General features: G+C 58.7%; 21 protein-coding genes. 14 read left to right on the top strand and 7 right to left on the bottom strand.

The genetic code is table 11. The features are described from left to right. The first annotated feature begins 132 nt into the window (after positions 1-132). The 4 genes from M5R41_08735 to trxA all read left to right on the top strand — a co-directional run bounded on the left by M5R41_08735 (position 133) and on the right by trxA (position 6384). On the top strand, positions 133-2154 hold the full coding sequence (locus M5R41_08735; protein MCZ7556473.1) for an OmpA family protein: 2022 nt from the start codon (positions 133-135) through the stop codon (positions 2152-2154). Beyond that, on the top strand, positions 2151-3596 hold the full coding sequence (locus M5R41_08730) for an MSCRAMM family adhesin SdrC (protein MCZ7556472.1): 1446 nt from the start codon (positions 2151-2153) through the stop codon (positions 3594-3596). Before M5R41_08735 ends, M5R41_08730 begins: the two co-directional genes overlap by 4 nt. Before the next feature lie 8 nt (positions 3597-3604). Continuing rightward, entirely contained in the window at positions 3605-5863 is a 2259-nt protein-coding gene (locus M5R41_08725) for a tetratricopeptide repeat protein (GenBank protein ID MCZ7556471.1), read from the top strand. Between the two features lie 152 nt (positions 5864-6015). Further along, positions 6016-6384: a thioredoxin gene (gene trxA / locus M5R41_08720; GenBank protein MCZ7556470.1), complete on the top strand. Its 369-nt coding sequence runs from the start codon at positions 6016-6018 to the stop codon at positions 6382-6384. A gap of 121 nt (positions 6385-6505) precedes the next feature. Here the strand turns inward: trxA and M5R41_08715 are convergent, their stop codons facing one another. The 4 genes from M5R41_08715 to ade form a co-directional block, all read right to left on the bottom strand. Further along, positions 6506-7441 carry an ROK family protein gene (locus tag M5R41_08715; protein MCZ7556469.1) on the bottom strand — a complete coding sequence of 312 codons (936 nt, stop codon included), beginning with the start codon at positions 7439-7441 and terminating at the stop codon, positions 6506-6508. After that, entirely contained in the window at positions 7441-7788 is a 348-nt protein-coding gene (locus tag M5R41_08710) for a septum formation initiator family protein (GenBank protein MCZ7556468.1), read from the bottom strand. Before M5R41_08710 ends, M5R41_08715 begins: the two co-directional genes overlap by 1 nt. Before the next feature lie 334 nt (positions 7789-8122). Further along, a complete protein-coding gene (gene mutS, locus M5R41_08705) occupies positions 8123-10738 on the bottom strand; it encodes a DNA mismatch repair protein MutS (protein ID MCZ7556467.1) in 2616 nt (871 codons plus the stop codon). A 292-nt stretch (positions 10739-11030) separates the two neighbouring features. Beyond that, the gene (gene ade, locus M5R41_08700; protein ID MCZ7556466.1) at positions 11031-12746 is read right to left on the bottom strand and encodes an adenine deaminase; all 1716 of its coding nucleotides are present in this window, start codon (positions 12744-12746) and stop codon (positions 11031-11033) included. Between the two features lie 315 nt (positions 12747-13061). On the opposite strand from ade, the gene M5R41_08695 reads away from it, so the two are divergent. Beyond that, positions 13062-13187 carry a hypothetical protein gene (locus M5R41_08695; protein MCZ7556465.1) on the top strand — a complete coding sequence of 42 codons (126 nt, stop codon included), beginning with the start codon at positions 13062-13064 and terminating at the stop codon, positions 13185-13187. Positions 13188-13278: 91 nt separating this feature from the next. On the opposite strand, the gene M5R41_08690 is transcribed toward M5R41_08695, so the two are convergent. Both M5R41_08690 and M5R41_08685 read right to left on the bottom strand, forming a co-directional pair. Beyond that, complete coding sequence (locus M5R41_08690; protein ID MCZ7556464.1) at positions 13279-14466, bottom strand: HAMP domain-containing histidine kinase; 1188 nt, start codon at positions 14464-14466, stop codon at positions 13279-13281. A gap of 149 nt (positions 14467-14615) precedes the next feature. After that, complete coding sequence (locus M5R41_08685; GenBank protein ID MCZ7556463.1) at positions 14616-15254, bottom strand: glycosyltransferase; 639 nt, start codon at positions 15252-15254, stop codon at positions 14616-14618. Positions 15255-15493: 239 nt separating this feature from the next. Here M5R41_08685 and M5R41_08680 point away from each other — a divergent pair, with 239 nt between their 5' ends. The 9 genes from M5R41_08680 (at position 15494) to M5R41_08640 (ending at position 23020) form a co-directional block, all read left to right on the top strand. Next, complete coding sequence (locus M5R41_08680) at positions 15494-15754, top strand: hypothetical protein (protein MCZ7556462.1); 261 nt, start codon at positions 15494-15496, stop codon at positions 15752-15754. A 21-nt stretch (positions 15755-15775) separates the two neighbouring features. Continuing rightward, positions 15776-17020: a DUF6051 family protein gene (locus M5R41_08675; GenBank protein ID MCZ7556461.1), complete on the top strand. Its 1245-nt coding sequence runs from the start codon at positions 15776-15778 to the stop codon at positions 17018-17020. Positions 17021-17377: 357 nt separating this feature from the next. Then, positions 17378-18049: a response regulator transcription factor gene (locus M5R41_08670; protein MCZ7556460.1), complete on the top strand. Its 672-nt coding sequence runs from the start codon at positions 17378-17380 to the stop codon at positions 18047-18049. Positions 18050-18215: 166 nt separating this feature from the next. Continuing rightward, positions 18216-19433: an anion transporter gene (locus tag M5R41_08665; protein MCZ7556459.1), complete on the top strand. Its 1218-nt coding sequence runs from the start codon at positions 18216-18218 to the stop codon at positions 19431-19433. Positions 19434-19607: 174 nt separating this feature from the next. Then, positions 19608-20201 (top strand): GNAT family N-acetyltransferase, encoded by a 594-nt coding sequence (locus M5R41_08660; GenBank protein ID MCZ7556458.1) that lies wholly within the window; start codon positions 19608-19610, stop codon positions 20199-20201. Positions 20202-20306: 105 nt separating this feature from the next. Continuing rightward, the gene (locus tag M5R41_08655) at positions 20307-20930 is read left to right on the top strand and encodes a hypothetical protein (protein MCZ7556457.1); all 624 of its coding nucleotides are present in this window, start codon (positions 20307-20309) and stop codon (positions 20928-20930) included. After that, positions 20923-21927, top strand: a complete 1005-nt coding sequence (locus tag M5R41_08650; GenBank protein ID MCZ7556456.1) for an AraC family transcriptional regulator — start codon at positions 20923-20925, stop codon at positions 21925-21927. Before M5R41_08655 ends, M5R41_08650 begins: the two co-directional genes overlap by 8 nt. A 277-nt stretch (positions 21928-22204) precedes the next feature. Further along, positions 22205-22564, top strand: coding sequence for a DUF5684 domain-containing protein (locus tag M5R41_08645; GenBank protein MCZ7556455.1), 360 nt, complete (start codon positions 22205-22207; stop codon positions 22562-22564). 15 nt (positions 22565-22579) lie between these two features. Next, on the top strand, positions 22580-23020 hold the full coding sequence (locus M5R41_08640; GenBank protein MCZ7556454.1) for a DUF2752 domain-containing protein: 441 nt from the start codon (positions 22580-22582) through the stop codon (positions 23018-23020). Between the two features lie 178 nt (positions 23021-23198). On the opposite strand, the gene M5R41_08635 is transcribed toward M5R41_08640, so the two are convergent. Continuing rightward, positions 23199-25031 carry a bifunctional homocysteine S-methyltransferase/methylenetetrahydrofolate reductase gene (locus tag M5R41_08635; protein MCZ7556453.1) on the bottom strand — a complete coding sequence of 611 codons (1833 nt, stop codon included), beginning with the start codon at positions 25029-25031 and terminating at the stop codon, positions 23199-23201. Positions 25032-25034 lie beyond the last annotated feature (3 nt).

Genomic DNA, 25034 nt, shown 5'->3' with positions numbered 1-25034 from the left:
GAAATGACGGTGCGAAATTCCGTTTGCCGCGAAGCCTCGCACTCGGAGAGCCGCACACATTTCACCGACTTCGCTTCGACCCATTAGATGATTCGATGGCGCATGAATGCAGCCCGGTGTATCTGTTTGATCGTGAGTCTCCTGTTGCCCGCGCTGGCAGCGTCGCAACCCGTCGCTCACCCCGGGGATGCCTCGCCATCGCCGCTGCTCCGCTACACCGGCCGATTGCTGTCGCTGTCGGCGGGCGCGGGTTCGGCAATCTATCAGGGAGAATTCGACGCACGCATGGGAGGGCTGCTCACAACCTTCTCCGCCGGCTATGCGGTATTTCCTGAGCTTGCGGTAAATTTCTCGGCGGACATCGGGGCGCTATCCCTTCGCAGGACGGCGGACGGGCAGGATGCCACAGTATACAACTTCCAGTTCGGGGATACACCGCAGGCGGCAGATGCGGCGGTGTCGTTCACCGCGTTCAGCTTATCCGCGGAAGCGCATCTCTTTCCGAGGGATTTTTTCAACGTGTTTCTCACGGCGGGTGTCGGGGTGACTCTGTACCAGGCGGATGATTTCAACGTTGTGCAGCTTCGTCCGACAGCGGATTTTCCCGCCGCGGTGAGTGCACCGATTGGCATCGGTGTGGAGTATTTCTTCACGCGTGTCCTCTCCGCGACGCTGCTTCTGAGAAAACACTTCCTTTTTCGAGGCGATTTCGACGCGTACGATCCCGCGGAAATCGCATCGGAATACAATCGCCGGAGACAGCCCCGGATCGATATACCGGAGGGGGGCAACGACGGCTTCCTTTCTCTCGGTCTCGGTTTTCGCTGGTATTTGTTCGAGAGTAGTGATTACGACGGCGACCTGTTGACGAACGCGGAGGAAGAGGACGTTGGTACCAGCCCGTATCACATTGACACGGATATAGACGGCCTGACCGACTTCGATGAAGTGCGCGTGTACCTGACCAGTCCGCTGAAATATGACACGGACGATGACGGGTTGGGGGACTATTTCGAGATCATGCGATACAACACCAATCCGTTAAAACCAGATACGGACGACGATCGCCTCACTGATCGCGAGGAGGTGGAAGTCTATAATACTGATCCGTTGAAGCCCGATACGGACATGGACAAGTTGACGGACTACGAAGAGGTGATCATGTACAGTACCAATCCGAGGAATCCCGACACCGATTACGACGGTCTGGATGACTATGCGGAGGTACGGATTCACACGACAAATCCTCTCCATCCGGATACGGACGACGACGGCATTTACGATTTCAACGAAATCATTACCTACAAAACGAATCCATTGCGTGTGGACACGGACGAAGACGGTCTGTTGGACTACGACGAGATTGCGTATTACGGCACCAACCCGCTGAACAAGGATACGGACACCGACGGTGGGAGCGATCATGCGGAGATATTCCGCACGATGACCAATCCCGTGAAGCACGACACAGGTTTACCCGTTCTTCCGGATGAGAAGACCTATTACGCCGAGCTTTTGGAGACACGGTCTCTTCCCGGCGGCGGCACCTCCTATCTGATCGCACCGATAGCCAAAGGAGGCACCGCATCCGATGCGCTGGCCGGAGACGCGGAACGGGTAATGGAATCACTGTACGACTCCAGTCTCACCGAAGAGCAGCAACGGGTTCTCCAATCGTCGCAAGACGCTGATCGTTACCGGAGAAGAAGCGTGCAGTTTGTGCCTCCGCCTGCGACGCGGGCGAAGCGCGTGATGGTGCATCTCGATTCCATCGCCCTCAAGCCAGGAGATATCCTCAGCTTCAGTAATATCAATTTTGAATTCGATCGCGACGACATCAGAATAGAGTACATTCCGATCCTGAATGAAGCGGCCCGGCTGTTCGAGCGGCATCCCGGAATGCGCGTGGAGGTACGGGGACACACGGACCGCAAAGGGGAGGAAGCGTACAATATGGCGCTGTCCGAGCGACGCTCGCAGCGCGTCAAGGAATTTTTCGTGGCGAAGGGGATCGCCGCCGATCGCTTACGTACGGTGGGGTACGGTGAGACACAGCCCATCGCCGACGGTGCCACGGAGGACGGTGAGGCGCGGAACCGTCGTGTGGAACTGTTCATTCTGTCGCTCGGCGAAGAAGTGAAAAGGCGGGAATGAAATATCGCCGCGCATATCGTTGTCGTTTCCGCGCGGCGTCGTTCGCACTGTGCCTTGCGGCAGTGGTTGTCGCCGCACCCGCGTCCAACGCTCAACGCGTACCCACAGGCGGCTGGCCGGGACGTCCCCGCGTACCCGATGGCAAGCTGGTCGCACAGCTCGGCTTCGGCGGCACCAGGTATTTCGGGGAGTTCACGGACAACAGCACCGGACTGCTCTGGGTCGTCGCATCGCGATATGCAGTCCTGCCGTTTCTGGATATCGGCGCGGAGGTCCACGGTGGAACAATCACCTATCTCCGCCGCAACCGCCGGAATATGGGGGGCACCTATGCGCTCCAGTTCGGTGACGAGAACCTTGTGGAGCGCAGTACCGGTTTATTGGCGTTGCAGGGACGCGCACGACTGAATCTGCTTCCCGGGCAGCATCTCAATCCCTTCGTCGAAGGAGGATTCGGTGCCACGATGTACTCGCCGGAGGACTATCGCAACGGAGACGCGACCTATACCGCCCGCACCCCGATCACCGCTTTGAATATCGCGCTGGGAGGCGGCTTCGAATACGTGATTGCACGCAATCTCAGCGCACAATTTGCAATTACCGGAATGTTCATCTTTAATGGAGAGATTGATGCTTTCGATTCGGGTGAACTTGCCGCGCTGTACGACAGAATACAGAATCCTCTGGGAAACCCGGACCGCGTGAAGACGGCCTATGACAAATATCTCGGCATCAGTCTCGGTGTGAACTGGTATCTTTTTGCCACGGATGATTCGGATGGAGACCGGCTGACCGATACCGAGGAAGGAGTCGCGGGCACCAATCCGTACCACGCCGATACGGACGGCGACGGCCTCGACGATTTTCTCGAAGTACGACGTTACGGTACAAATCCGCTGTTCTGGGATTCGGACGGGGACGGACTCAGCGATGTTCTCGAGACCACGAAGTACAACACCAATCCTCTTGCGAAGGACAGCGACGGAGATGGTCTGGACGACCGTGAGGAGTTGCTGACCTACGGCACGGATCCGCTCTCCGTGGATACGGACAATGACGGACTCTCCGACGGTGATGAATACCGGCTCGCAACACATCCGAGAAAGGTGGATACCGACAGTGACGGAATGGTGGACGGTGACGAGGTGGTAATATGGAGGACGAATCCGTTGTTGCCGGATTCGGATGGCGATGGTATCAACGACTATGATGAGATTTATGTGCACAGAACCGATCCGAATACCTCGGATACCGACGGAGACGGCCTGACCGATTTCGAAGAGATTCGTCTGTTCCGTACCGGTCCCTTGCTCACGGATACCGACGGGGACGGGGTGTCGGATTACGACGAAGTACGTCGTTTCGACACTGACCCACTCCGGGGCGACGACTTCCCCGCAGGGGCAGCGCAACCCACCCCAACCCAATCACCCCGCCGATAGGAATTGCCATGCGTGCACTAGCATATCTGCTGTTTCCCGCTTGTTTCGTGATGTTTCTTGCGGGTATGCTGCCTTCGGATGCCACCGCCCAGCAGCGCGGCGAAGCCGAGCGGCTCGAAACGATGATTCGGAGCAGAGAGTCGAGGGGCGAAAAAGATTCCGTTCTCGTGCGTCTTAAACTCGATCTGGCGCAGGAATACCGCCGCGGCAATCCTGACCGTGCGTTGCAGATCGCTCGGGAGGCCGAGGCGATCGCCCGTGAAATCCATGATCAGATCGGCCTTGCCAACGCCTATGCGAGTAGTGGAATCTCCTACGCCCAAACCGGGGCCTGGGTGCGCGCGCTCAATTATTTTCTCAAAGCGCTGCAACTCAAGGATGAACTTGGGGATCAGCAGGGTATGGCCGCATTGCTCTCCAACATCGGCGTTCTCCACGGGAAGCTCAACGATGAGGAGCGCGCCTTGCGGTACCATGAACGCGCACTGAAGCATTTCCGGGAAACGAACGACACGCGCGGTCTGGCATATACGTACAACAATATCGGCGTCATACACATGGACCGCGGCGAATATGACAAAGCGCTGCGGAGTCTGATCGCCTCCCTGGAACTCAAGCGTGGTCTGCGCGACGTCGCCGGCCTGGCCAGCACGCATCTCAATATCGGTATCACCTATTTTTTGCAGGGAGCGCACACGCGCGCAATGGAGAATTACGAGCGTTCCGTCGAATTGTACACAAACAGCGGAGACAGGCACGGGCAGGCCGAAGTGTGGCAGCGCATCGGTTTGCTCTACCTGACACGAAAGAACGCCGAGAAAGCCTTGGAGTTCGGTCGCAAGGCGCTTTCCACTGCTACCGCCATCAACGCCCGCGCCATCGAGCGCAATGCCCTGAAACTGTGTTCCGATGCCGCAACGCTGCTCGGACGACCCACCGAGGCGCTGGAGTACTTCCGCCGGCATACCGACCTGAAAGATTCGCTGTTTAACGAGGAAAGCTCCAAGCTGATCAACGAGATGACGGCGAATTACGAACTGTCGCAGCGGGAACGCAGCGAACGGGAGAATGAACTGCTGAAAAGAGAGCAGCGTATCCGCGAAATGGAACTGGAGCGACGCGCGGCGCAGCTCAAGGACCAGGAACTGAGCATCGAACTCCTGAACAAGGAATCCACCATCAGCGGTCTCAAGCTCAAGGAACAGGAGGGGGTGTTGCTCAGGCAACAGCTCGAAACCACGAAGCGCAACGAGGAGATCGCGATACTCCAGAAGGACAAGGAATTGCTTGCCCGCGAACGGGAGATGAAGGAAATCGAACTGAACCGGCAACAGACACTCCGCAACTCCCTGATCGCGGGTTCCGTCTTTCTCGTCGTCATTCTGCTTCTGCTTGCCAACGGCTACAGGCTGAAACGCAAAACCGCGGTGGCGTTGGAGAAACAGAACGCCCTTATAGAGACCGCCTATTCCGAAATAAAAAAGAACGAACTGCTGCTGCAGAAGCAGGCGGAGGAAATCGAGCGCAGCAATCAGGAACTGACGCGTCAGAATGTGATCCTTGAAAAACTCAACGCGGATAAAAATGAGCTGCTCGGTATCGTCGCTCACGATCTGCGCAATCCCATCGGCGGGATACGCATGGTCGCCGAAGCCATGGTGGAGGAAGGCCGGTCACCGGAGTACCTTCAGAACAAAGCGCAGCTCATCTACGATACAGCCGATATGCTCATCGTGCTCGTGCGCAATCTGCTGGATATCAACCGACTCGAAGCAGGGAGAATGGACCTCGACACTGTGCCGGTTCAACTTCCCCGTGTGGTGCAAAAAGTTGTGGGCGCGCATCAGAAATGGGCGGAGCGGAAGAGCATCGGTACGCATGTGGACATACAGCCGGACTTGCCCGCCGCATTGGGAGACGAAGGGGCCGTGCTGCAAATCGTGGACAATCTCGTATCCAACGCGATCAAGTACTCGCCCTACGGCAGTGATGTGTGGCTGCGCTGCGCGGCGGTCAATGGTCGGCTCCGCATTGAAGTCCGGGATAATGGACCCGGCCTGACGGCGGAGGATCTGGGCAAGCTCTATCAGAAATTCGGCCGCCTCTCTGCAAAACCCACTGGCGGCGAGTCCTCTTCAGGGCTGGGTCTCTCCATCGTCAAAAAGCTCGTGGAGTCCATGGCCGGAACGGTGCACTGCGAGTCGGAGGAAGGAAAGGGAGCCCTGTTCGTCGTCGAACTCCCGTCGGTTGTCTCCTCTGCCGGATAAACGCAATTGGCGGGGCTCCCCGATCCGACCGCGTCGTACGACGAAAAGGGGAAGGCAGTTCGCCGTTCCGCCAGGGTAGCTGAATCGTCGTCCTCTCTCCGTGCATCCAACGAAAGGTTGGAATAAAAACGTCCTTTCATCATGGAGCTTGCATGGAACATTTGACGAAACAGACCTTCATCGAGAAGGTATTTGACTACGAGAACAAGAAGGAATGGGAATTCGCCGGCGAGCGTCCCTGCATCATCGATTTTTACGCCGACTGGTGTGCGCCCTGCCGCATGGTGGCTCCCATTCTCGAAGAGCTCTCGAACGAATACAAGGGCAAAGTGGACATTTACAAAGTCGATACCGAGCGCGAGCAGGAATTGGCCTCGGTGTTCGGCATTCGCAGCATCCCCTCGATTCTCTTTGTACCGATGGGCGATCGCCCGCAGATGGCCGCCGGCGCGCTCCCGAAAGAGTCGTTTGTGCAGGCAATCAACGATGTGTTGCTGAAGGCACCTGCCGAACAGAATTGAGCGTCATTGTGATGCATTCGGGACGGCTGAGCCGTCCCTTTTTTTTACAGGTCAGGTGTCGGCGAAGGAATTGATGTGATGGGAATTTCGGGCAGACAGTCCGTACAGGAAACGATGGAGTCTACGCAACGAGCAGTGCCGCCCCGAGCATGCCCGCATCATTGCCCAGCTGCGCCGGTAAAATGCGGAGCGCATCGCGGTGCACATTGAGTACCCGCTCGCGAGCGCTGCTTCTCACGCCTTCGAACAACGGCGCTCCGGCGCCCGCAATACCGCCACCAATGATGAAGGTGGTAATATCGAGAAGGTTCGCCGCACTCGCGATTGCGACACCGAGGGCCGTACCGACGGTGCGCAAAATGTCCGCACACGGTTCATCGCCCGCGGAGGCAGCGTCGCTGATGTCTTTCGGTGTGAGAGACGCCGGGGCATCCATCGCCGCGCGATGCAGGCGGGATGTGGGCTCAGAGCGCAAGCGCGCAAGGGCGACACGTAACAGATGCTCTATGCCGACATGCGCTTCGATGCAGCCATGGTTGCCGCAATTACAGCGAGGACCGTTCCTGTCAATGGTCATGTGACCGAACTCCCCGGCGAAGCCGCGTTCACCATGGTAAACGGCTCCGTCGATGATGATGCCCGCACCCACGCCGGTGCCGAGTGTCAGACCAATAAAGGACGTCACACCGCGACCCGCGCCGAAACCGGCCTCACCCAGCGCCGCGCAGTTCGCGTCGTTGTCTACAGCCACCACGCACTTCCAGCGTGCGTGCAGAATGTCAGCCAAAGGTACGCGTTCCCAGGCCGGCATGTTGGGTGGCTCTTTCACGATACCGTTACGGTAATCCACTGCGCCGGGCACACCGACACCAATGCCAATGACGGGCTCAACCGCGCCCGTTACGAGTTCTTCAATACATGCATGAATTTCGTTGAGTGATCGCTCCAGCGCTTCGGCAGCCCGTGTCGGGCGGGTGCTGCGCAGGAGCACATTGCGGGCCTCGTCAATCAGGGCCGCCTTGATGCTTGTTCCGCCGATATCGATACCGATACGCATCAATCGGAGGGTTTTTGATCGCCTGGCAGAATGCGGTAGACGATCTCTCCCGGTTTGATCATACCATGCGATTCTCGTGCTACATGCTCGATGGCCTGGAAATCGTCGCGCAGCATGTCCCGCTCCCTGCGCAGTTGCTCGATGTCCCGCTCAAGTTCACTTACGCGCTGTTTGCGCTCCGACAGGTCCGCCTCCACCTGAATTCTGCTGATAAAGCCCTTGGAACTGAAGCCGAAGTACAGCAGCGCCAGTCCCACAGCCGACAGGATGAGCAGGCGTGATTTGTTCTTCACCATCCTTAGCAGACGTGGTTGCGAACGATGCGTGCTATGTGCAAATGGCGGCATGATGCAAAGGTACTGAAAAATAACGCGTTTGTAAAGCACCTCTCAAGTTACGGTTGAAGAAAAAGCCCGTAGACCAGTGCTGCGGAGCTATCACGCATTCGGAGCGGCTGTACGAGGAGGATTCGGCCCGGAGATTGCTCCGCGGATTTCGCGGAAGGAAAGCGGATCAACGCTGAAGATTTTTTCGATGTGTATAAGCGGATATTTTCCGGATGCCTATCCTCAACACATTCCCTCGGCGGAAATCCGTCCCGATGCGGAGGATTCGTGTACTCATTCGTACGCGGATTTCGCGGATGGAAAGCGGATCAACGAAGTGGATCAACGAAGCGGATCACACCCGGCCCTCGGCCAGCTTTTTCAAATTTTCGAGAAATTGCCAGGCCTCGACCGGTGAAAGGGTGTTGATGTCCATGGCGCGGAGGCGATCTTTCAGCTCCATGTCGCTGGCTTCGAAGAGATTGATCTGGAAGGTGCCGCGTTTGGCGCGGAGGCGCTCCCGAACGTCTTCCTCGCGTTTTCCGGCGAGCACGGTCAGGTCCTGTCCTTCCAAAGTGCGCAGGACCTCGCGCGCGCGCTCGATCACCGAGTCTGGAAGGCCGGCCATCTGTGCGACGTGAATGCCGTAGCTGTGATCCGCCGTGCCGCGGGATACGTTGCGAAGGAATATCACCTTGTCCTTGTATTCCCGTACTTCCACTTTGTAGTTGCGGATGCGCAGGAAAATATCCGCCATCTCGTTGAGCTCGTGATAATGCGTCGCGAACATGGTTTTCGCGCGGCTCTCGGGATGGTCATGCAGAAATTCGGTGATGGCCCAGGCGATGGAAATGCCGTCGAAGGTCGAAGTTCCGCGACCGATTTCGTCGAGCAAGACGAGACTGTTCGGTGTCGCGTTGTGAAGGATGTTGGCCGCCTCGTGCATTTCCACGAGAAAGGTGCTCTCACCCGCGGCGATATTGTCCGATGCGCCGACGCGCGTGAAAATCCTGTCCACAACCCCGATACTCGCGAATCTTGCGGGCACGAAGCTGCCGATCTGCGCCAGCAGCACGATCAATCCGGTCTGGCGCAGGTACGTGCTCTTGCCGCTCATGTTGGGACCGGTGATGATGAGGATTTGCTCATCGGTGTCGAGGTGCACATCGTTGGCGACGAAGCGGTCCCCCGCGGGGAGCAGGCGCTCGACGACGGGATGACGGCCGCCGATTATCGAAATCTCCGTCCCGTCATTCACCGTCGGGCAGGTGTAGCCGTAATCGATGGCCGCTGTGGCCAACGAGCACAGGCAGTCCAGCGCCGCGATGGCGCGGGAAATGACCTGTATGCGTTCCGCGGCCGCGCCGACGGCCATGCGTAATTCGTTGAACAGCTCCGTCTCGAGGAGAACGATCTGCTCCTTGGCGTTGAGGATTTTATCCTCATACTCCTTCAGCTCAGGCGTGACGAAGCGTTCGGCATTTGTCAGCGTCTGCCGGCGGATGAAGCTGTCCGGTACTTTGTCCAGATTGGCGTTGGACACGTTGATATAGTAGCCGAAGGCGCGGTTGAACTCGAGCTTGAGTGAGGCTATGCCGGTTTGCTGCCGGAGTTTCTCTTGATAGGTTTTCAGCCATTCCTTGCCGTGCAGGGCGATGTCGCGGATGTCGTCCAGTTCCGGATGGAAGCCCGGACGAATCGCGCCGCCGTCGGCGAGGGAAATCGGGGGATCGTCCACCAAGGTTGCGTCTATGAGGCGTGCGACATCCTCCATCGGCTCGATATGTGTATGCAACGACCGCAGATAAGGTGCGTCCAGCTTCCCGATTGCGTCGCGGATGACGGGGAGGCGGCGGAGACTGTTGCGCAGCGCGACCATTTCGCGGGGAATGGCACGACCAGTGCAGATGCGTCCGATAAGGCGGTCGAAATCCACCGTCTCGCCGAGAATGGTCCGCAGAGTGTCGCGTTGTTCATGGACGGTCACAAGCTCCTTGACCGCGGCGAGGCGTTGTTGAATGGCCTCCAGGCGCCGGAGGGGATGCGTGATCCAGTACTTGAACAGCCGGCCGCCCATGGATGTGGCGGTCTTATCCAGAATGGAGATCAGCGTGCCGTCCTGCCCGCCTTCGCCGATGGCGGTGATGATTTCGAGATTGCGCCGCGTGCCCGCGTCGAGGGTGATGTACTCATCGACAAGGTAGTGGCGGATGCCGCGGAGGTGGGGGAGGGCCGCCTTCTGCGTTTCCTTCAGATAGTGCAGGGCCGCGCCTGCGGCAATGACGCCGCTGTGGAGCGCTTCGATGCCGAAGCCCTTGAGAGATTGCGTCTTGAAATGCGTCACCAGCAGTTCATACCCTACATCCCTGGTGTACAGCCAGTCGTCGAGCTTCGTGACGGGCACGCGGAGCGGGGCCCGGGCGAAGAGATCCTGAAAATGCTCCCAGTCTTTCTTTGCGATCAGTACCTCGCTCGGAGCGATGGTTTCGAGCTGATCGAGCAGGGTGTGTTCCGGCATTTCCGTGGTGAAAAAATCTCCCGTGGATGCGTCCACAAAGGCCACACCGGCACTGCCGTCGCGAAAGGCGATGGAGGCGAGAAAGTTGTAATGCTTATGATCGAGCAGCTTATCGGTGAACACCACCCCCGGTGTCACCACCTCCACGACATCGCGCTTGACGATGCCCTTCGCGAGCTTCGGATCTTCGAGCTGCTCGCAGACCGCGACACGGTACCCGGCTTTGACGAGCTTGGGCAAATACGCGTCGAGCGCGTGATGCGGAAATCCCGCCAGGGGCACGTCGCTCGCCGCGCCATTCGAACGCTTCGTCAGCGTGATGCCCAGCACCCGCGCCGTGGTGATGGCGTCGTCTTCGAAGGTTTCGAAGAAATCGCCCATACGGAAAAGCAGAATGGCATCGGGATACTCATCCTTGATCCGCTGGTACTGCCGCATGAGAGGGGTGGACATGAATTCAGCCTTTTTTCCGTGTACCGCAGTGACGAACACGTAAAATAGGAAGAATCGGCGGGGAGGGCAAAAACGTCGTGGGGCGCAGAGCGCAGAGCGCAGAGCGCCGGCTTCCCGAAACAATAGAGGGTCTTCCAATTCAGGTTGCGCGGAAGGAGGTAAGGCGATCTACAGCAGATCGGAACGGAGATTCAGAGCTCCGCCAACAGCGAATCCCACGCAGCAAACCTGAACGCTCTCTTCGAACAGACTTCACGCGCTCAGCGCTCCGCTCTCCGCGCCCGGCGCTGCGTCAGACGAACAGCGACGTCAGCTCGAATTTCTCCGCGTCCACGAGGCCGAGGTCGGTGACCTTCAGGGCCGGGATGGGGGAAAGCGCGAGGAAGGACAGCGTCATGAAGGGATCGGGAAGCGTACAGCCGAGGGACTGCGCGGCGGAGATCAGCGCGTCAACCTTTTGCCGGACATAATGCAGTGGTTGGTCGGATACCAGGCCCGCAACAGGAAGAGGCAGGGCTTCGACAACGGCCGCGTCGTCCACCACGCATTGCCCGCCGTCCATGCGGATGACCTCCAGTGCGGCGGCGTACATGTCCAGGTCGTTCGTCCCGACGACGATGATGTTGTGCGCGTCGTGCGCGACGGTGGATGCCAGCGCGCCCCGTTTGAGATTGAATCCCCGCACGAAACCCACGCCGATGTTGCCGGTGGCCCTGTGCCGCTCTATCACCACCAGTTTCAGGATGTCGCGCTCCGTATCGCTCACGACCGTGTCGTCCACCACGGCGGGATCCTCCACCGAAGCCCGGGTGATGATTTGTCCGGGCACGAGATCGATGACACGGATGCGCGCGTCCGGTATGGTGGGAACGATAAAGCTGTCGCGCCAGAAGGGACCGACATGCATGGTGCCCTTCATGCCCGCGATGTCCGGGGGATTATCCGGTGTGAACAGCGCCTCACCGTCGCGCGCGACGAGCACGCCGCGGTGATACACCTGTTCGGCGCGTATATCCTTCAGATCGTTGCACACAACGAAATTCGCCCAATACCCCGGAGCGATGGCGCCATGGCCCTTCAGCCGATAATGCCGTGCCGTATTGATGCTCCCCATCTGTATCGCGATCATGGGATCGATACCGAAACGGATGGCCTCGCGGATGTGATGGTCTATGTGTCCTTCGTCTTCGAGGTCGGCGGGATGTTTGTCATCGGTGGCGAAGGACATATTTGCGGCATTGCTTGCTGTGACCAGAGGCAGCAATTCCAGCAGGTTACGTTCAGCGGTGCCTTCGCGGAGGAGGATGTGCATGCCGCGGCGCAGCTTCTCTCTGGCTTCGTCCAGCGTGGTGCATTCATGGTCGCTTTCGACGCCGGCAAGAATGTAGGCATTGAGCGGCGCACCATGCAGACCGGGTGCATGCCCGTCGACGGTCTTGCCGCGCGCAGCTGCGATTTTCTCCAATTCGGCGTCCATGCCGAGATAGACCCCCGGGAAATTCATCATTTCCGCGACACCGGGCGAGCGTTCGTGGCTCGTGTATGTGCGGATGTGCGCGGGTGTGATGCGCGCGCCGGCAGTTTCAAGATGCGTGGCCGGCACACAGGAAGAGATCATCACGAACAGCTCCAGCGGCACGGCTTGTCCGTAATAGAGCACGTACTCGATGCCCGCCACGCCAAGCACATTGGCGAATTCGTGCGGATCCACCACGCAGCCGGCTGTACCGCGCGGCACTACCGCGCGCGCGAACTGATCCACCGTGAGCATGCTGCTCTCGATGTGAATATGCCCGTCTATGAAGCCGGGCAGCAGATATTTGCCGGCGAGGTCCACGATTTCGAGGCCATCGTAGCTGCCGATGCCGACGATGGTCCCACCGCTCACGGCCACGTCGCCGCCGTGGTACTCGCCGCTCAGGACGTTGACGATGGTCGCATTTCTGAACACAATCTCGGCGGGGGTCTCACCCCGGGCGGCGGCGAGTTTCTGACGAAGGTCTTCCATGATATCTCCTCGGTATGTGCTTTGCCTCCAAAGAACGCAATTCAGGCGAGGAAGTCAAACCCCAAGCGCGTGACCCGGCGGAGAGAGGAGAGCGTTGCGCGTAGCGCGGAGCGCATAGCGACAGCTTTTCGGAGCAGCGGTGGCGTCGGCGTTGCTACCTCCGTTGCGTAGGTACATCGACGCGTCGGGACGATGCATGCTGCGGTAGCTCCGCTCCGTGAAAACGGCAGCTCCGCTGTCCGAAACAAAATGGTGACGGCGAGCGTACCCCCTTGATATGTTCGCCGAGACAATTTGATGAGAAAGGAGCAGGCCATGACAACAGACGAACATCTTCAGGAAGAGGAACATACCAGCTATAGATGGAAAATTGTACAGATTCTGATCATGACGCTGGCGGGCGCTTTGCTCTTCATCGCGCGGCAGTTGCAGATGTTTTGAGCATGCTTCGCGGCATGCGGCGTTGGCGGGCAAGGATGGAGCCCCGCGCGCAGGGCCGTACCAGCAGGGTGACGTGTGTCGCTTGCCGCTGTCAGGTCCGTTTCGGTAATGTAATGCGGAACGTGGTACCTTTGCCCGGCGCGCTTTCATGTACGAACAGACGTCCGCGATGATAATCCTGCACGATGCGCCGCGACAGACTCAGGCCCAGCCCCCAGCCGCGTTTTTTCGTGCTGTACCCCGGACGGAAAATGTCTTTCTTCTTTCTCGCTTCGATGCCCTTACCCGTGTCATGCACATCGATGACGACATGGCGTGACGTTTCGGACAAGTGGAATTCAATTTTCCCTTCATTGCTCTCCATCGCGTCCAGGGCGTTTTTCATCAGATTTTCAAACACCCATTCCATCAGTTCGGCGTTGTAACGCGCGCTAATATGCGCGTCTTCCGGCACGACAATGGCGACGCGCTTGCCGAGCTGCGGCGTACGTTTCCGGAAGTAGTCGGCCGATTTCCGTATGGTATCCATCAAGTTCTGTTCATCGAGTTGGGGACGCGACCCGATTTTCGAAAAGCGCAACGCAATGCGGTTGAGGCGGCTGACGTCGTTCTCCATTTCATCAAGGGTGTTGCGCGTCGCTTCGGGATCGTCCGCCTGTCCGCGCAGCAGCTCGAGCCAGCCCATGAGACTGGAGAGCGGCGTACCGAGCTGATGGGCGGTTTCCTTGGACATGCCGACCCAGATATTGGCCTGTTCGCTGCGCTTGATGTAGCTGAAGCCGATATAGCCGATGAGGATGAACATGCCTCCGACCAGGATTTCCACGTAGGGCAGCATGCGCAGATCGTGGACAAGTTCGGATTCGTCGAAATAGACATAATTCAGGATGAGCGAATCGCGGTGCTTGACCACGATGGGGGGATTGATGGCCGCCATGCGGTCGCGCTCGGCGGTGAGGAAGGCGATGCGCTCTTCTTCGGTGAACGTGGAATCTATGTCGATATTCTGGCTGCTGAGCGGCTCCTTGTCCGCATTGGTGAGCAGGATGGGGAAGTCAATGGCGCGAATCATGTCGAAAGCGAAGGTATAATCTCCCGACTGCGAGGCGTCGCTGGCGATGTACTCGAAAGCCTTGGTGTACAGCCCCGCGCTGGTGCGTTCGCGCTCCTGCAATTTCTCGACGATGGACTGCGTGTACAGCAGCACGCCGAGCACGATGATGACGGCGAGTGCGACGATGACAATTTTAAAATTTGCGGACACGGGCCGACGCGACATGCTCACCTTCCAGAGCGTGAATAATCGTTTCAGATTACGAAACGGGAGGGGACATTCAAAGGGGAAAATGCGTCAAGGACCTGGGGTTCCGGTCCCGTGCGGCATCTCATCAGTTTCACGAAAAATCATCCTGCGGCAGTGCGTCCTGCTCACGCACCCTCCCCCGCCTGCGTGCATCTGCTGTCGGCGGTCTCGCGGTGGTAGAGGTAGGTCGGCGTGTCCACGCGGAGGAGGCGGTACCGCAGTGATATGCGACGCAGCAGATCGGCATCCTCGCCGTAACCTTCGTGCCAGCCGCCGACGGACTCGATGACGCCACGGCGCGCGAAGAAGGTGCCGCCCACGGCGCAATCCCGCAACGGGATGAGGCGCGAGGTGTCATCGAGATCGGGAACGAAGGCGAGCGAGGGATCGCACGAGACGAGAATCCCGCCATGCACGAATGGGAGGTCCCGATCATGTTGAAACAAGTGCATCCGGGAATACAGATGCTCCGGCAGATACTCGTCGTCGGAGTCGAGGAAGGTCACAATGTCGCCGCGTGCATGCCGCATTCCCTCGTTGCGGCTGCGGGCGGGACCGGCGTTGGCGTGGCGGAATATTTTTATCCGCGTATCACTCCGACATACTTCCGCGAGCAGGTCCTGTGTGCCATCGGTGCTGCCGTCGTCCACAATAATCAACTCCCAGTGCTTCCAGCGCTGCGCCCGCACCGATGCGATGGCCCGCCGCAGCAGCGGAGCCCTGTTCCAGGTTGCGAGAATGATGGATACGAGCGGGGACGTCATGATCTTTTATAACAGCTGATGGAGGTTTTTGGTTCGCCGGGTGGGATCGTGAAGGTGAAATGGTGAAAAGGTGAAATGGTGAAAAGGTAAAATGGTGAAAAGGTGAAAAGGTAACAGTCTCTTACCTTTTCACCTTTTTTCCTTTTCGCCTTTTCCCTTTTCACCTGTCCGAGCCATTGCGCCGCGTCGCGCATGGTGATATCTTGCTCCGTATATGCCCATTCACTCATGAGGACAGCATGGATACACCCGAGGTCCAAGAGAAGCTCAACGAATTCGAGCAGCGCATAGACGGTATCGAGCGGCTGCTTCGCGATATCAGGCAGCGACAGGACGCCATGCCGGCGCTGCCGGATACGAAGTTGCTGAGCGGCAGCTTTCTGACGCGGGCGTTCGCGGTGCTCGGCCACAGCATCGTCGCACAGCTGATTATCGTGCTCCCCCTGTACATCGTGATCATTCTCATCTTTTTCGCGGTGGGTTTGTCGCTCATGGGTTGAGCGATACCTGCATCCCATACCATGTCCTATCTCTCCGACTATGCGGCGCTGCGGGCGGCGTGGGCCGCTCAACGTGACATGCAGCCGATCGAGGGGATGCCGTATCGGCTCACGCAATGGCGCTGTACTTCGAACGCAGCCGACCTGCTCCCGGGCCATGCTTCCTATCGTTGTGCAGAGCACGACCTTTGCTTTGTGGCGGAGGCGGTTTCGGAGGTCTCCGCCAGTGTTTCGGGTAGTAACGAAGCGCTCGCGATTGCGGATGCACGCATAGGGGAAAACCGCGACTTCATCTATCACATTCTTGCTCCGGCAGGCGTGCCCCGCTTCAACAACGCGATACTCTTGCTGCATGGACTGAACGAACAGCATTGGGAGAAATGCCTGCCCTGGGCGCTGGGATTGGCGCGCCGCTGCTCGCGTCCGGTGATACTTTTCCCATTGGCGCTGCATATGCAGCGCGCCGGCGCTGGATGGTGCGTGCCGCGGGCGATGCGCGATGTGTCGCTCGAACGGATGGAGCGCACTCCCGGTCTCACCGCTTCCAGCTTCAGCAATGCGGCTATCAGTACGCGTCTGCACGCGCAACCGTCGAGGCTGTTCTGGGCGGCGATGCAGTCGTGTATGGATGTGACCGCGCTGGCCGGGTTGCTGCGATCGGGAAGACATTCGCTGTTTGGAGAGGGCACGACGGTGGATTTTTTCGGCTACTCCATCGGCGCATTTTTGTCGCAATTGCTGCTCATGGCGGATGCGTCCCCGCTGTTTCGGGATGCCCGCGCTGTCCTGTTTTGCGGAGGGACGACACTGGACCGCATGCATCTCGTGGACCGGGCGATACTCGACGGTGCCGCATGGGAAGCGCTCCTGCGATTTTACGGCCCGGATCTACCGGGACACCGTATGAAGGACGCGCGTCTCGATCACTTCCTTTCCGATGCACATGCGCTCGGCAGGGCGTTCCGGCTCATGAGCACCTTCGAGGGCAGTCGTGCGGAAAGGGAAACCGCGTTGGAGGCGCTGCGCGATCGCCTGATCGCCGTGGTGCTCGAGGGTGATACGGTGATCACACCGCTTGACACCCTTGCGGTGCTGGACGGTGAACACGGCCGCCCCGGAATCGTGACGCATGTGCTCGACTTCGCGTATCCGTATTCGCACATCATGCCGTTTCCTGTGCAGCCGAAGCACGAAGCGTTGGTGGAGGCGGCGCTTCATGCGTTTCTCGATACCGCCGCCGGGCAATTTTGTAGGGATGGAGCGTAACAGCAAGAGTTGCCATCGCCAATACATCGGTGCTATCTTCGGGATCAGGGAGCAGATCCATCTCAACGCATGTTTCCGACCCCGGTACCTGTCGTCACGCCGTACTCCGTGTGACACGCCTGTGTATCGCTGTCAGACACACGAAGCCTCCGTGGTGGCAATCATCCGTTCCGTTGCGGGACCTTTCCGCTCAAGGGAAAAATATAGGACTTGACATATCCGAAATGCTTTCGTACTTTTCGTTGTCTCTATAACTGGACATTCTGTCTGCTTCTCTCCGTATCAACGAATGCGGATGATGGAGTATATCACTCACGCTGCCACATACCGTTGCAGCGTCAAGACCCCAAGTGTATCATGAGCATAGACAAGAAAGGCGTTTTTCTGGCCATACAGCAACCCATGCTGCGCAGCTCCATGGAACAGCGGATGAGCGGGCAGCCCGATCTCCGTATCGTCGGCGACAGCATGGATGGTGAAACGGCTCTGGGACTCATCGAAGCGTTGCGACCCGATGTCGCGCTGATCGAAGATCATCTGCCGGTGATCAGCGGACGAGAATTGGCCGAGATGATCCGGGAAGCGAAGCTCGATACGAAAGTCATACTGCTTCTGCCGCCGGGAACGAGAGAGCGCTTGAGCGAGGATTTGCAGGCACTGGCGGATTCGCTCATGTTTTCCGACGACAATCCTGCGCACATAGTCCGGGCTGTGCGCACGGTGCTCTCCGGACGCAGGTACATTTGTCCGTTGCTCGGCACCTGCAATGCCTGCAACGGCTTTGGGAAGATCGCACCGGAAAAGCTCGAACACCTGACCGAACTCGAACGCGACATTCTGGGACTGATGGCGGAACAGCAATCGGCACATCAGATTGCCCGCTATCTCGGCATCAACTACAGGGATTTACACCGGCATCGCGAAGCCTTGTGCGAGAAGCTCGGTTTCGAATCCGACGACGACAGCGAGTTGCGGATGTTCGTGGTGCGGCATCGAGCCGATTTTCCGCAAAGCGGTTCGACGCACTGAAGCTGCTGAACGACCTCAACGGAAAAATCCGGCCCGACCTGTCCCTTTCCATATTTTCGTTTCCCTCCCGCTGGTAAATTGCGTGAGCCTGTGCTAGGTTGCCATTGGTGCGCTACTGTGTCGCGCCAGCATCGGCCCGGAGTTTGCTCTGAACAGCGAATATTTCATGGACATACTGCCCATTGCCATCGCGGCGCTGACGCTCGTCGGCATCGCGGCCGGACGTTTTCCGGTGTTGCGCATGAATCGCGCCACCATCGCGCTGGTGGGCGCTGTGGCAATTGTGCTGACGGGCGGAATGTCGTTTCATGACGCAATACATGCCATCGATTTTGACACGATCGCATTGCTGTTCGCCATGATGGTCATCAACGTCAATCTGCGGCTGGCCGGTTTTTTCAGTCTGCTGGCGTCGAAGGTGTTGGCTGTAGCGCGCACCCCGAGGCAATTGCTGCTGCTCGTGGTGCTCTCGTCGGGCAGCTTGTCCGCGTTGTTTCTGAACGACACCATTGTGCTGATGTTCACGCCTGTTGTCCTGGAGGTGCTGCTCGCGTTGCGACGAAAGCCCGTACCGTATCTGCTTGGACTGATGATGGCGGCCAATGTAGGCTCCGCCGCGACCATCGTGGGTAATCCACAGAACATGATCATCGGCATTGCATCCGGTATTTCGTTTCTGGATTTCGTGACGATGCTGGGTCCGCCGGCGCTGGGCGGGTTATTCCTTGTCTGGGGTGTGCTGCTCCTGACCTGTCGCGGAGAGTTTTCCGCGGCACAACTTCCGACGGTGATGCCGCTCCGCGCGAGGATATACAAGCCGCTGTTCCGGAAGAGCATGGTCGCGCTTGCGTTGCTGCTAGCGGGCTTTGTTTCCGGCATGTCGGTCGCGGTTGCGGCACTCGGCGCGGCATCCCTGTTACTGGTCACGAGGCGGCTCAAGCCCGAGAGGGTGTTTTGGGAACTGGACTGGTCGCTGCTGGTATTTTTCGCCGGTTTATTCATCGTCACATCGGTGCTGCCTACGGGCGCGGCGGGGCTGCACCTGCGGGACGCTGCGCACGGAATGCAGTTGCACACGCTGCCGGGTCTGGTGGCCGTGTCGGTGTTGCTGAGCAATATCGTCTCGAACGTACCGGCTGTGCTCCTGCTCTCACCCATGATTTCCGAAGCCGCGGACGCGCACATCCTGTGGCTCGGTATGGCAATGGCGACGACGTTCGCCGGAAATCTCACGCTTCTTGGTTCCGTCGCCAATTTGATTGTTGCCGAAGGCGCGGCACGGCGGGGTGTGCGTATCGGATTTCTGACCTATATCCGCAGCGGACTGCCCGTGACCATCCTGACTCTCTTCCTCGGTGTGCTGTGGCTGACCTTGGCCGGTTGAGGCCGCACGATGCCCGCGGGGGAGGCGCTAGCCCGGGATTTTTCTTTTCAGCGGAAGGGGACGCGAGGGGCATTCCGGAGAAATTCCGTACATTAACACGCATAGCTCCGCGATACTTCGCTCGAAGAATCGCCGGAGATCTCCTTCTTTCGTGACAGCCATCCCGGAGACTCCATGAAAATAATCGTCAGCCCGCATCTGTTTCTCTATCCCTTCGAAGCCACGCATGCCGAACTGCTCGCGGATTGGGTCCCCGACAAACGAACGCTCCTCGCGTTCGGCGGTGAGGGACTCACACTGCCGCTCACGGCGGAGCAGCTCGTCGCATCATCCGATCCCGATGATCCGAAGAGCGACAGACGTTTGTACAGTGTGTCCAGTCGCGATGTCGGTATGCTTGCAGGGCACGGGGAGATACTCGATATCGATCATACGGCTCGAAGCGGACGGCTGGCCCGCGTTCTGCTCGCGCCCATGTTTCGAGGTGCGGGTTTCGGTCACGAGCTGGTTGCGCTGTTGTGCACCGCCGCTTTCGATATCGTGGAATTGCGTGAGGTGACGCTTCGCGTGTTTGAAGACAATGCCGCGGCCATCGCGTGCTACGACAGGGCGGGCTTTGTGCGCACGGATGCCGCGCCCCTGGAGCGCCGTATCGGAAGAAAAACCATGAAGGCGTTGGAGATGAGGCTCACCGCGGCGCAGTGGAAAAGCGTCCGACCCGATTGGGCCCGTGCGATGCGCCAGGGCGAGGATTGTTGCGATCATTGATGTTCGCGGGAGGGACGGCCTGGCGCGGATTCCGCGCAATGCATTCGTTCGCGGTTGTTCCCGCGGGAAGCCCATGCTTGACAGAATCAATAAGAGGTGCGAAGTATGACGGAATATCACATTCGGCCGACTCCCCCCCGGCGGTTGCTGCCTTTCCTTCTTGCAGCGCTGTCCGTGGCGGCATGCTCCACGCCGCCCTTGGTGCAGTATGTCGGTCACAGCTATGAGGCGACGGAAAAGGTTGACCTGTTTCTCGCCGAAGATCCCATCCCCCGGGCGCATCGCGTTATGGGACGTCTCCAGGCGGAGGCGGCCTTCGAGTACCGTGCCGACAGGATACAGGAGTATGTGTTGAAGTACGCGGCAGAGCGCGGCGCTCACGCGGTGATTATCGAGGGGCTCGACATCATCGAGGGCGAGCCGGTGCATGAAACGCAAATCGTGGAAAAGAAGCGCGACGACGCAAAGAGCACCTCGGTATCCGTGACGGATTCCGTGAAGAACGCTGCGACGGAAAGACAACGCTCCGCGGAGCGATCCCGCAGAGTGGAACAACCTTCCGACACGCTTCAATCCGGCTCACGCGCTGGGGAAACACAGCCTGCGGCGACGCGCACCAAGCAGATCGAGCGCAGCGCTGGAGAGTCCACCACGTCCACCACCATTCGCGAACTCTCCTACAGGCCGCGCTGGCTGCATTTGCGCGCGACACTGATCCGTTATGAGTGACCGGGCCCCGCACAGACTCCCGCTTGTCGGCAGTGCGACACGACGCACGTATGTTGCGCGCATCAACCGGGTTCTCGATTACATCGAGCAGCATTTACAGGAATCCCTGACCTTGGAACGTCTCGCCGACGTCGCGCATTTTTCCTCCTATCATTTTCACCGGGTGTTTGCTGCCATGGTCGGTGAAACACTCAATCGTTTCATTACGCGCGTGCGCATCGAACGGGCAATGCAGCGCCTTGTGGCGCATCCTGATCGCAGTATCACCGACATCGCACTCGACAGCGGCTTTGCATCGTCGCAGACCTTCGCAAGAGCATTCCGCGACCATACCGGCATGAGCGCGAGCGCATGGCGTACTGCGGGATTCCGGACGGGCGACGCGGACAGCGGTACGAAAAGCAAGATGGGCAACAGTTTCAGCAAGATCGGCGAAGATTACGCCGGCCGTGAGGGCTATTTTTCTCCTGACCTTTTATCACACAGGAGATTACCCATGTCGCACGTCTCACCCTCCTCCGTCACCGTGAAAGATCTCGCCGATACGCCGGTAGCCTACGTTCGCCACATCGGGCCCTACGCAGGCGACGAACAGCTGTTCGGAAAACTGTTCGCGCGTCTTTGCCAGTGGGCCGGGCCACGCGGACTCATTCGCGATGGTGCGGAGTTCATCACCATTTATCACGACGATCCGAACATTACCGCGCCGGAAAAGCTTCGTACCAGCGTGTGCCTCACCGTTCCGGCGGGGACAGCCGTGGATGGAGATATCGGCTCGCTGACCATTCCCGCGGGAAGCTACGCTTTCGCTCGTTTCGAAATCCTGCCTTCGCAATACGGCGAGGCGTGGGACGGACTCTGCGGCGCATGGTTGCCGGACAGCGGGTACGAACCCGCCGACGGGCCCAGCTTCGAGATCTACCGCAACGATCCAGCGCAGCATCCCGAACACAAGCACATCGTGGACATCTGCATACCGGTGAAGCCGATGGGGTAGCGGGGCTGAGCCGCGGTGTGCGTCGGACGAAAAAAGTGGGCGATACATGAATCGCCCACTTGTACTCCGCCATGCATCGAAAATTGGTGACGGAGCGACGTGATCACGCACTCCGTCAGGAACTGCATGCGCATCCCGTTCGCGTTGTCGCGGGTATTTGCTCCACGCGACCTCTCGCCGTATTTTGACCTCGGTAATCTGTTCATAGGCAACTCTCCCCGCATGCACAAGAGCACTTCGGGAGTGTTGAGGTATTCACACATCATTCGGAGGTCATATGGAATATTCCGACACCGGTTTATTCGCGAGCATGGGTATCATGATCGTCGTGTATCTTGCCCTCATCGTACTCATTATCGTTTCGTACTGGAAAGTATTCACCAAGGCGGACAAGCCCGGCTGGGCGGCAATCGTGCCGATATACAACATCATCGTGCTGTTGGAAATCGTCGGCAAACCGGTGTGGTGGTTCATTCTGATGCTCATTCCCTGCGTGAACATCGTAATAGCGATTCTGGTGAATATCGAACTCGCCAAGGTGTTCGGTAAGTCCACCGGCTTCGCCGTCGGCCTGATACTTCTGCCCATTGTCTTCATACCCATTCTCGCGTTCGGTGACGCCGAATACGAGGGTTGATCCTCATACCGGAGCGTGGTCCCGCAGCACTGCGGGACCACCGGCTCCGACGTCCCGCATCCCATGCCTCCAGTGAATTCCTGTAAAATTGTTCTCCCTCTGATTGCTGCCGTTGCGGTCGCGCTGTGGGCCTTCGTGCTCGATCCCATCGCGGCGGGCTGGACCATACCCTGTCCGTGGTATGAAGCGACCGGAACGAAATGTCCGGGTTGCGGCCTGCAGCGCGCCGCACATGCCCTGCTGCATGGAGATATCGCCGCCGCACTTCATCACAACGTGCTGAGTCTGCTTCTGCTGCCGCTGACCCTCGCAGCATTCGTCGTGTGGTATCTGCAGCGTTGTTTTGACGTACCCACTCGCCGCTTCGAAATCCCTGCACCACTCACCTGGGCTCTCGCGTTTCTGATCATCGCCTACTGGATTTTGCGGAACAGCCCCGGCAGCGGCTTTGAGTGAAGAGTGAAGAGGTCGTGAAAAGGTAAAAAGGGAAAAAGGTGAAAAGGTAAAGGGTGAAGGGGGGGGCGTGAAAAGGTGAAGAGGTAAGAGTGTATAACGGAGAGCATCTTACCTTTTCACCTTTTCACCTGGTACGAACGTCCGATTGTCCGCACGGAATAAGTATAATCGTCAAACTTCAATTTTCCAGGACTTCCATCACTGTTTCCACTCTTCCGAATGGTGCGGAGATCTGGATGCCGGCTATGCTGCCCCGCATTTCGGCGAGCGTTTCGCGAGCGATGGCGATGCCCTCGGCACGACCGGCTTCCTTTGAATCGGCGAAGCGGCGCATGCGCTCCATGATCGCTTCGGGCACGCTGCAGCCGGGAACTTCGTTGCTCATGAACTCGGCGTTGCGCAACGACGCCAAGGGCCAGAGGCCTGCGATCAGCGGAATATGGATGTGCGCAATCCGTTTGAGAAAATGCCAGAATACATCGAGATCGAAGACGGGTTGTGTGACGATGAACTCCGCTCCCGCCTCCACTTTCCAGTCCAGTCGCCGCAGTTCGTGATCGAGATCCAGCGCACCGGGATTGGCTGCAACCCCGATGTGCATGCCCGCGGGTGGACCGATCGGATTACCGGCGATGTCGAGGCCGTGGTTCAGGCGGTTGATGATATTCACCAGTCCAATGGCGTCAACATCGAACACGGCCGTCGCGTCGGGATAATTCCCCAGCTTGGGAGGATCACCCGTGACCGCGAGTATGTTTCGCACACCAAGGGCGTATGCTCCGAGCAAGTCGGACTGTATTCCGATGACGTTGCGGTCCCGGCAGGCGTAGTGGAGCACAGGTTCGACGCCGATTTCCCGTTGAATCGTTGCCGCCAGCGCCATGGCCGACATGCGCGCACTCGCGCGCGGTCCGTCCGGAATGTTGATGGCGTCAATACCGCTATAGTAGAGACGTTTGGCTTTATCCAACTCCGTCCTGGCGGAGATTCCCCGAGGTGCGACGAGCTCGACCAGAGTAACAAAATGTCCATCGGAGAGCCGGCGGGCGAGTCGCGATTTATCCGGCAGCGGAATAACCTCGACATCTGCGGGTTTCTCGAATTCGCGCACATGGACAGCGGGTTGCTCGGCCTTGGAATCATGCGCCGACAGCGCATTCCGCATCGCACGGATGTGCTCGGGACCCGTCCCGCAGCAACCGCCGATGATATTCGAACCGGATTGCAGATAACGCCGCGCATAGGTGCCCATGTACTCCGGCGAGGTCAGGTAGATGTTGCGTCCGTCGATATTGCGTGGTTTGCCGGCGTTGGGCATGACGGAAATGGGCAAATCCGTCAACGGCCGCACCTGCTCCAGCCATTGCAGCATGACGCTGGGACCGACGGTGCAGTTCACGCCGAGCACATCCGGTTTCATGGCCTCGATTTCGCGGATCATGATCTCCGGACTTGCGCCGGTCAGCGAAGTTGCGTCGTCGTTGATGGTCATCTGTGCGATGACCGGGAGATCGCATAACGCGCGCACTGCGAGAATGGCCTGTTCGAGTTCCTCCGGGTAGACGAAGGTTTCGAGGATCACCAGGTCCACGCCGCCTTCGATCAACGGTCGAAGTTGCAGCATGAACATTTCGCGAACCTCTTCGCGGGACAGCGGACCCAGCGGCTCCATCTGCGCGCCGAGTGGTCCGACGGATGCGGCAACGTACGCATCGTCTCCTGCAACGTTCCGGGCGATGGTCGCGCCGGCGAGATTGATGGCATTGAGCTTGTCGAGCAGACCGTGGGCTTGCAGTTTGTGGGGATTGGCCCCATAGGTGTTGGTTTCCAGCACCTCGGCGCCTGCCGCTTTGTAATCGCGATGCACCTGTTCGACGAGGGAGGGATTGCTGAGGTTCAGCTCATCATAGCACTTGTTGATGAACACACCCCGCCGATACAGTTCCGTGCCCATGCCACCGTCGAAGAGCACGGCTCCGGAGGCCAACCGTTCCCGAAATGGTTTACGCATAGC

The organism is Bacteroidia bacterium (genome assembly GCA_027493955.1).
Classification (GTDB): Bacteria; Bacteroidota; Ignavibacteria; order SZUA-365; family SZUA-365; genus JAOSJT01.
Note: the sequence above shows the minus strand (reverse complement) of the source record. Positions and strands in the feature narration are given on the sequence as shown.

Coding starts and splice junctions, on each gene's coding strand:
- M5R41_08730 (MCZ7556472.1), top strand. CDS start 2,151: ATGAAATATCGCCGCGCATATCGTTGTCGTTTCCGCGCGGCGTCGTTC.
- M5R41_08725 (MCZ7556471.1), top strand. CDS start 3,605: ATGCGTGCACTAGCATATCTGCTGTTTCCCGCTTGTTTCGTGATGTTT.
- trxA (MCZ7556470.1), top strand. CDS start 6,016: ATGGAACATTTGACGAAACAGACCTTCATCGAGAAGGTATTTGACTAC.
- M5R41_08715 (MCZ7556469.1), bottom strand. CDS start 7,441: ATGCGTATCGGTATCGATATCGGCGGAACAAGCATCAAGGCGGCCCTG.
- M5R41_08710 (MCZ7556468.1), bottom strand. CDS start 7,788: ATGCCGCCATTTGCACATAGCACGCATCGTTCGCAACCACGTCTGCTA.
- mutS (MCZ7556467.1), bottom strand. CDS start 10,738: ATGTCCACCCCTCTCATGCGGCAGTACCAGCGGATCAAGGATGAGTAT.
- ade (MCZ7556466.1), bottom strand. CDS start 12,746: ATGGAAGACCTTCGTCAGAAACTCGCCGCCGCCCGGGGTGAGACCCCC.
- M5R41_08695 (MCZ7556465.1), top strand. CDS start 13,062: ATGACAACAGACGAACATCTTCAGGAAGAGGAACATACCAGCTATAGA.
- M5R41_08690 (MCZ7556464.1), bottom strand. CDS start 14,466: ATGTCGCGTCGGCCCGTGTCCGCAAATTTTAAAATTGTCATCGTCGCA.
- M5R41_08685 (MCZ7556463.1), bottom strand. CDS start 15,254: ATGACGTCCCCGCTCGTATCCATCATTCTCGCAACCTGGAACAGGGCT.
- M5R41_08680 (MCZ7556462.1), top strand. CDS start 15,494: ATGGATACACCCGAGGTCCAAGAGAAGCTCAACGAATTCGAGCAGCGC.
- M5R41_08675 (MCZ7556461.1), top strand. CDS start 15,776: ATGTCCTATCTCTCCGACTATGCGGCGCTGCGGGCGGCGTGGGCCGCT.
- M5R41_08670 (MCZ7556460.1), top strand. CDS start 17,378: ATGAGCATAGACAAGAAAGGCGTTTTTCTGGCCATACAGCAACCCATG.
- M5R41_08665 (MCZ7556459.1), top strand. CDS start 18,216: ATGGACATACTGCCCATTGCCATCGCGGCGCTGACGCTCGTCGGCATC.
- M5R41_08660 (MCZ7556458.1), top strand. CDS start 19,608: ATGAAAATAATCGTCAGCCCGCATCTGTTTCTCTATCCCTTCGAAGCC.
- M5R41_08655 (MCZ7556457.1), top strand. CDS start 20,307: ATGACGGAATATCACATTCGGCCGACTCCCCCCCGGCGGTTGCTGCCT.
- M5R41_08650 (MCZ7556456.1), top strand. CDS start 20,923: ATGAGTGACCGGGCCCCGCACAGACTCCCGCTTGTCGGCAGTGCGACA.
- M5R41_08645 (MCZ7556455.1), top strand. CDS start 22,205: ATGGAATATTCCGACACCGGTTTATTCGCGAGCATGGGTATCATGATC.
- M5R41_08635 (MCZ7556453.1), bottom strand. CDS start 25,031: ATGCGTAAACCATTTCGGGAACGGTTGGCCTCCGGAGCCGTGCTCTTC.